Annotated in this window: 9 protein-coding genes; all 9 read left to right on the top strand. The window is 65.5% G+C overall.

The genetic code is table 11. The features are described 5' to 3' along the window. Nucleotides 1-847 (top strand): Holliday junction branch migration DNA helicase RuvB (ruvB, locus tag ACEQXV_RS08160; protein ID WP_370268668.1); only part of this gene is annotated, 847 nt, incomplete at its 5' end. A 20-nt stretch (nt 848-867) separates the two neighbouring features. Then, nucleotides 868-1,701, top strand: coding sequence for a hypothetical protein (locus tag ACEQXV_RS08155; RefSeq protein WP_370268667.1), 834 nt, complete (start codon nt 868-870; stop codon nt 1,699-1,701). A gap of 10 nt (nt 1,702-1,711) precedes the next feature. Beyond that, on the top strand, nt 1,712-2,338 hold the full coding sequence (locus ACEQXV_RS08150; RefSeq protein WP_370268665.1) for a hypothetical protein: 627 nt from the start codon (nt 1,712-1,714) through the stop codon (nt 2,336-2,338). Further along, complete coding sequence (ybgC, locus tag ACEQXV_RS08145; protein ID WP_370252072.1) at nt 2,335-2,736, top strand: tol-pal system-associated acyl-CoA thioesterase; 402 nt, start codon at nt 2,335-2,337, stop codon at nt 2,734-2,736. The genes ACEQXV_RS08150 and ybgC overlap by 4 nt, the downstream gene beginning before the upstream one ends. Before the next feature lie 118 nt (nt 2,737-2,854). Then, nucleotides 2,855-3,547 (top strand): protein TolQ, encoded by a 693-nt coding sequence (gene tolQ, locus ACEQXV_RS08140; RefSeq protein WP_370252074.1) that lies wholly within the window; start codon nt 2,855-2,857, stop codon nt 3,545-3,547. 3 nt (nt 3,548-3,550) lie between these two features. Next, complete coding sequence (locus ACEQXV_RS08135; protein ID WP_370268663.1) at nt 3,551-4,030, top strand: ExbD/TolR family protein; 480 nt, start codon at nt 3,551-3,553, stop codon at nt 4,028-4,030. A 7-nt stretch (nt 4,031-4,037) separates the two neighbouring features. Further along, on the top strand, nt 4,038-5,150 hold the full coding sequence (locus ACEQXV_RS08130; protein ID WP_370268661.1) for an energy transducer TonB: 1,113 nt from the start codon (nt 4,038-4,040) through the stop codon (nt 5,148-5,150). Beyond that, on the top strand, nt 5,147-6,469 hold the full coding sequence (tolB, locus tag ACEQXV_RS08125; protein ID WP_370252080.1) for a Tol-Pal system beta propeller repeat protein TolB: 1,323 nt from the start codon (nt 5,147-5,149) through the stop codon (nt 6,467-6,469). The genes ACEQXV_RS08130 and tolB overlap by 4 nt, the downstream gene beginning before the upstream one ends. An 88-nt stretch (nt 6,470-6,557) precedes the next feature. After that, a complete protein-coding gene (pal, locus tag ACEQXV_RS08120) occupies nt 6,558-7,061 on the top strand; it encodes a peptidoglycan-associated lipoprotein Pal (protein WP_370268659.1) in 504 nt (167 codons plus the stop codon). Nucleotides 7,062-7,065: the final 4 nt, after the last annotated feature.

Here is a 7,065-nt window from a genome sequence, read left to right as displayed (position 1 = left end):
CGGGCCGCCGGGTCTGGGCAAGACGACCCTGGCGCAGATCATGGCGCGCGAATTGGGCGTGAACTTCCGCATGACCTCCGGCCCGGTGCTGGCCAAGGCGGGCGACCTTGCGGCGATCCTGACCAACCTGGAATCGCGTGACGTTCTGTTCATTGACGAGATCCACCGCCTCAACCCGGCCGTGGAAGAAGTGCTCTACCCCGCGATGGAGGATTTCGAGCTTGACCTCGTGATCGGTGAGGGTCCTGCCGCGCGCACCGTGCGGATCGAGTTGCAGCCCTTTACCCTTGTCGGGGCGACCACGCGGCTCGGGTTGCTGACCACGCCGCTGCGTGACCGCTTCGGCATTCCAACCCGGTTGCAGTTCTACACGGTCGCGGAACTCAACGAGATCGTGACCCGCGGGGCACGGATGCTCGGTGTGCCGTCCGATCCTGAAGGTGCACTGGAAATTGCCCGCCGTGCGCGCGGCACGCCCCGGATTGCCGGGCGGCTGCTGCGGCGGGTGGTTGATTTCGCGCTGGTGGAAGGCGACGGACGACTGACCCAGGAGATCGCCGACAGCGCCCTGACCCGTCTTGGGGTGGATCACCTCGGGCTCGATGGAGCAGACCGGCGTTACATGAGCCTGATGGCCGAGAACTACGGCGGCGGGCCCGTCGGCGTTGAAACCATGGCCGCCGCCCTTTCGGAAAGCAGGGACGCAATCGAAGAGGTGATCGAGCCTTACCTGCTGCAACAGGGCTTGATCGCGCGCACGCCGCGCGGAAGGATGCTGGCATCGAAGGGCTGGGCACATCTGGGCCTGGCTGCGCCGATGCCGCCCGAACAGGGCAGCCTCATCTGACCCGTTGGGGAGTTTTGACCATGATCCGCATTCTCAGTGCCGCCCTCGTCACCCTGGCAGCGGGCGCTGCCTGTGCCGATATGTCTTTCGGCAGCCATGACCAATACCAAACCCGCTTCGGTGCGGCCTCGGTCGTGGGCGCGCGTCCCAGCCAGTCGCTGGTGGTTCTCGGTGCGCCGATGCCGGTGGAGCTGGATTACATGTGGGAAATCCTGGGGGCCTGGGCGCTCGAAGGGTCGGATCATGACTGGCTCCTGGCCACGCATCACCATGGTGGCAACATGTGCGGACCGGGGATCACGGTGATCCGGGTTGCCGAGGGCACCGTGCAACTCATGGGGGAAACCGAGGCCTGCGAAGGGGCGGTGACTGATCTGCGGGTGCTGCCCGATGCGCTGGAACTTGATATCTTTGCCGACGGGCTGCGCCAGGAATTCACTACCTACCGGTTCAGCGCGGAGGGGATGACGACCGCACCCGGTGCCGCACCCTTTGCCGGCCAGCCAGCCGGCCCCGGTGCCGATGCAACCCGTTGGGTGGGCGAACATCCTTTCTCGATCTTCCGCGACGCAGGCGAGCGTGCCCGTTTCCTGTCCATTCTGACCGAGGACCAAATCCGCGACCTGTCGGACAGGATCGGTCCGGCCAACAGCGTGGTGCAGCGCGGGGACTGGGTGCTTGGCGCTGGATGCATGGCACATGCCTGCAACCTGTCGGCCGGGGCCTGGGGGATCCGCATTTCCGACGGGGCGCCCGCTGCGGCCTTCTTCGATCAGGGGCGCGCGCCCGAGGTCTATGGCCCTGCCGCCTATGATCCGGTATTCGCGGCCTGGATCATGGAAAACCGCCTGTAAGGAACCCCTCATGGAGCCTGACGCCGTCGCCCGTCTTTTTACCCGTTCCGACGGGACCTACCTCTTCGCCCGGTGGGGTCGGCCGATTGCGCCGGTCGTCTTCGGGGTCGAGGATCAGACGGTATCGACCCTCAAAGGCGCGATCGAAGCCGTGGTTGCCCTGGCCGGGCACCAGATGGCCGAGACCGACCCGGAACTGGGCGCGAACCTCATGGTCTTTTTCTTTCGCGAGTGGGACGAACTGACCGAAACGCCCAATCTCGACCGGCTGATCCCTGACCTTGCCGAGACGGTCGAGCGGCTGAAAGCAGTGGACGCGAACCAGTATCGCAGCTTCCGTTTCGACGCGGCTGGGGCAATCCAGGCCGCCTTCGTCTTCGTGCGCATGGATGCCGAGATGGCCAGGGTGCCTGCGGAGACCATCGCGCTCAGCCAGGTGGTGCAGACGATCCTGTTGTGGTCGGACACCGCCTTTACCGACGCCTCGCCCCTGGCAGCCGCCCCCGGCCAGCCTGCGGTGCTGAAGCCCGAAATTGCCGCCGTGATCCGCGCAGGCTATGACCCGATCCTGCCCGCATCGGCCACCAATGCCAGCCACGCCCTGCGTCTGGCGGCGCGGATTGGACGGCCATCATGACCCATCACTTCACCTGCCGTGTCTACTATGAAGACACCGACCTTGCGGGCATCGTCTACCACGCCAACTACCTCAAGTTCATCGAAAGGGCGCGGTCGGAAATGGTGCGCGAGGCGGGAATTTCGCAAAGCGCGTTGAAAGCCGAACAGGGCATCGTCTTCGCCGTGCGCCGGATGGAGATGGATTTCATCGCACCCGCCCGATTCGAAGATGACCTGAGGGTCGAGACCTGCCTGACTGGCGTCAAAGGGGCCAGTTTCGATCTCGAACAGGTGGTCTGGCGCGGGGATGAGCGGATTTACGCGGCGCAGGTTCAGGTGGTTTGCCTTGCCGAAAGCGGTCGCGCGGTGCGAATTCCGGCGGATATCCGCCAAAAGCTGGTTACGTTTCAGCAGTGAAACCGACAGTGATGCAAGCCGATGGTTTTTACCCTTCCTGTTTGCTAGATTCCCCTCCAAATGAGGCGCCGCGCAGAACCGGCGTCCGCTTGAGGCCGGCATACAGGAAGACTGACCAATGGAAACCGAAACGCTGAGCATGGCGCAGGAGATGGATTTCTCCCTGATCGCCCTGTTCTTCCGCGCAACCTTCACCGTCCAGATTGTCATGGTGATGCTTTTCGCAGCATCGATCTGGGTCTGGGCGATCGCGTTCCAGAAATTCTCCACCTATCGCTTGTCGCGCCGTCGCGCGGCGCAGTTCGACGCGGCCTTCTGGTCGGGCGAGCCGCTGGATGAGCTGTTCGACAAGGTGGCAGACCGCCCCCGATCCGCATCCGAGCGGGTTTTCGTGGCAGGCATGACCGAATGGCAACGTTCTCTGCGCGATGACGGGGCGCTCATCCCCGGTGTGCAGCAGCGGGTCGACCGGTCGATGGACGTGGCCATTTCGCGCGAAGCGGAACGGCTGACCAAGGGGCTCAACTTCCTTGCGACTACGGGCGCGACCGCGCCCTTCATCGGGCTTTTCGGCACGGTCTGGGGCATCATGCGTTCGTTCCAGGAAATCGCCTCCTCGGGCAACACCTCGCTGGCTGTCGTGGCCCCCGGTATCGCCGAGGCGCTGATGGCCACGGGGCTTGGCCTTCTGGCAGCAATCCCGGCGGTGATCCTCTATAACAAGCTGTCGGCGGATGCCGATCGCCTTGTGGCGGGCTACGAAGGGTTCGCCGACGAGTTTTCCACGCTTCTGTCGCGGCAGCTGGACTGAGCCATGGGCGCAGGCGTTCAGCAAAAACAGACGGGCGGGCGCAGGCGCGCAGGCCGCCGCTCGCGGCATGCCGCCATGTCGGAAATCAACGTCACGCCCTTCGTGGACATGATGCTGGTGCTGCTTATCGTGTTCATGGTCTCGGCCCCGCTGATGACCGTGGGCGTCCCGATCGAACTGCCCGAGACAGCGGCCGAGCCCTTGCCGGGCGAGGAAGAGGAAGAACCCCTTGCCGTAACCCTGACACCGGATGGGCGGGTGATGATCCAGACCACCGAAGTTCCGATGGAGGATCTGGTAACGCGCCTGCAGGGCATTGCCGCCGAGCGCGACAGCAACCAGATCTTCCTGCGCGCCGACGGGGCCATTCCCTATGCCGACGTGATGCGAGTCATGGGCGCGCTCAACGCGGGCGGCTTCCGCAATATCGGTCTGGTCACGGATTCCGGCGGCCCGCGCCTTGACGGGCAGGACGGGGAGTGACGGGCCGATGCGGCGGTCTCTCTACGCGTCCGGCGGACTTCACTTCGCACTGCTGCTCTGGGTGATCCTGGGTGGCAGCTGGTTCCGGGATTCCGAGGAACCGGAATTCGAGGTGACCGGTGTGACGCTGGTCTCGGTGCAGGATTTCGAGGCGATGTTCGAAGCCCCGGTGGTGCCGGTTCCACAGGTCGTGGAACAGCCAGCAGCGCTTGCCCCAACGCCAGAGGTCACGCAGCCCGAGGCCCCCGCGCTTGAAGAGACCCCACCGCAGGTTGCCACGCCCGAAGCGGCGCCCGAACCTCCGGTGGAAACTCAGCCCGATGTCAGCGCGCTGTTGCCGCCGCCCGAAACGCAGGTGCAGGACCAACTGGCCGCGCTGCCGTCGCCGCCGGCCTCGGACCCGACCGCCGCACCCTCCGACACGCCAGCCCCGAACGAAGCCCCGCGTGTGGCGCCAACGCCCGCACCCGCCCCGCCCCCCGAGGTGGAAATCGCGCCCGAGGTGGTCACGCGGCCCGAACCCTCCGAAACGCCCGCACCGACACCCGACACGCCGGCCACTGCACCCGAGGAAGCCACCACCGAGATCGTGACCGAAGCGGAAACGCCCGCTGCGTCCCTCGCGCCGGTGTCGTCCTTCCGTCCGCCTTCGCGCCCGATCCGCACCGTGGCCGAAACGCCCGCGCCTGACGCGCCCCCGCAGGTCGAGGAACGCGATCCGCTGGCCGATGCCATCGCCGCCGCCGTGGCGGATGCCGCCACCGAGACCCCGCCAGCTCCCGCCACGCCGTCCGGCCCGCCCCTCTCGGCGGCGCAGCAAGACGGACTGCGGCTGGCCGTGCAGCAATGCTGGAACGTGGGGTCCTTGTCGTCAGAAGCGCTCAGCACAGTCGTGACCATCGAAGTGATGATGGAACGCGACGGGCGGCCCCAGTCGGGCTCGATCCGGTTGCTGGAATCCCGCGGCGGGTCCGATGCCGCCGCGATGCAGGCGTTTGAAGCCGCGCGGCGCGCGGTGATCCGCTGTGGGGCTTCCGGTTACGATCTGCCGGTTGAAAGCTACGATCACTGGCGCATTATCGAGATAACCTTCAATCCCGAGGAACTGAGACTCAGATGACCCGATTTTTCATGACCCTGCTGGCCATTCTGCTGGCGATTGCCTCGCCACTGGCCGCGCAGAGCCCCGGGCCGCTGCGCATCGAGATCACCGAAGGCGTCATCGAACCGCTGCCCTTCGCCCTGCCGGAATTCATCGCGGGCAACAGTGCCGCGACCGATGCTGCCAGCGACATCACCCGCGTGATCGCCGCCGACCTGGTTGGGACGGGATTGTTCCGCGAGGTGCCGCGCAGCGCGCATATTTCCTCTGTCACCAGTTTCGACAGCCCGGTGCAATGGGATGACTGGCAGGCGATCAACGCACAGGCGCTGATCACGGGGTCCGTCACGATGGAGGGCGGCCAGCTGGTCGTCCGTTTCCGGCTGTTCGACGTGTTCTCGGAACAGCCGCTCGGCTCGGGCCTGCAATTCGTGGGCAGCCCGGACAGCTGGCGGCGCATGGCCCACACGGTCGCCGATCACGTCTATGAGCGCATCACCGGTGAAACCGGCTATTTCGACAGCCGCGTGGTCTTCGTAACCCAGGAAGGCCCCAAGAACGCCCGCCTGCGCCGGATCTCGATCATGGATTATGACGGCGCGAATGTTCAGTTCCTGACCGACAGCCGTTCGCTGGTGCTGGCCCCCCGGTTCTCCCCCAATGGCGACCGCATTCTTTATACCAGCTACGAAACCGGTATTCCGCGCATCTATCTTATGGACCTGGCCACGGTTCAGGCGCGCCCGCTGGATGACGACACCCTGACCATGACCTTCAGCCCGCGCTTTTCGCCAGATGGCAACAGCGTGGTCTACTCGGCAGAGCGGGGCGGCAATACCGACATCTACATGCTGAACCTGCAAACCGGGGACCGTCGCCGCCTGACCGATGCGCCCTCGATCGAGACCGCGCCCAGCTTTTCGCCCGATGGCAGCCAGATCGTGTTCGAGAGCGACCGCTCGGGCACGCAGCAACTCTACATCATGCCGACCTCTGGCGGCGAAGGCCGGCGGATCAGCCGCAATGACGGCCGTTATGGCACTCCGGTCTGGTCGCCGCGCGGGGACCTGATCGCCTTCACCAACCAGCAGGATGGCCGCTTCCATATCGGCGTTATGCGCACCGATGGGTCCGAGGAACGGTTGCTCACTTCGTCGTTCCTCGATGAAGGCCCAACCTGGGCCCCCAATGGCCGCGTGATCATGTTCACCCGCGAAACCGCCGGGGCCGACGGGGCGCCCGCGATCTACTCGGTCGATATCTCCGGGCGGAACCTTCAGCGCGTTTCGACGCCCGGCATGGCCTCGGACCCGGCATGGTCGCCGCTCCTGCGGTAACGAACCCCTGATGCGGCGGGCATGTTCACAAGGCCCGCCGCGTGATACTCTTGCGCCAAGAACGGCGCGAATGCGAGGACGAAGCAGTATGAACACTTTCCTGAAACTGACCCTTCTGGTCACGGTGCTGGGGCTGTCGGCCTGCGGCGACAACCGCTATTTCGGCGATGCCCGCATGGGCGGTGCCGGTGGTGCCGGCGGCGCGGGCGAAGCGCTCGACCCCAACTCGGTGGCCTATTTCAACGAAACCGTTGGCGACCGGGTGCTGTTCGAGGTCGACCAGTCGACCCTGACCGCCGAGGCCCGCGGCATTCTCGACCTCCAGGCCGACTGGATGCTGCGCAACATGGAATACCGTGCCGTGATCGAAGGTCATGCCGATGAGCAGGGCACCCGCGACTACAACCTGGCCCTTGGAGCCCGCCGCGCGGCCGCGGTGGAAGCCTATCTAGTCAGCCGCGGCATCACCTCTGACCGTTTGCGCACGATCAGCTACGGCAAGGAACGTCCGCTGGCGATCTGCTCTGAAGAAAGCTGCTACAGCCAGAACCGCCGCGCGGTGACGGTGCTGGAAGCCGGGTCGGGGGTCTGATCCG

Source organism: Nioella sp., from assembly GCF_964229645.1.
Lineage (GTDB): Bacteria > Pseudomonadota > Alphaproteobacteria > Rhodobacterales > Rhodobacteraceae > Nioella.
The sequence above is the reverse complement of the archived record's forward strand: the minus strand, read 5'-3'. Positions and strand labels throughout refer to the sequence as shown.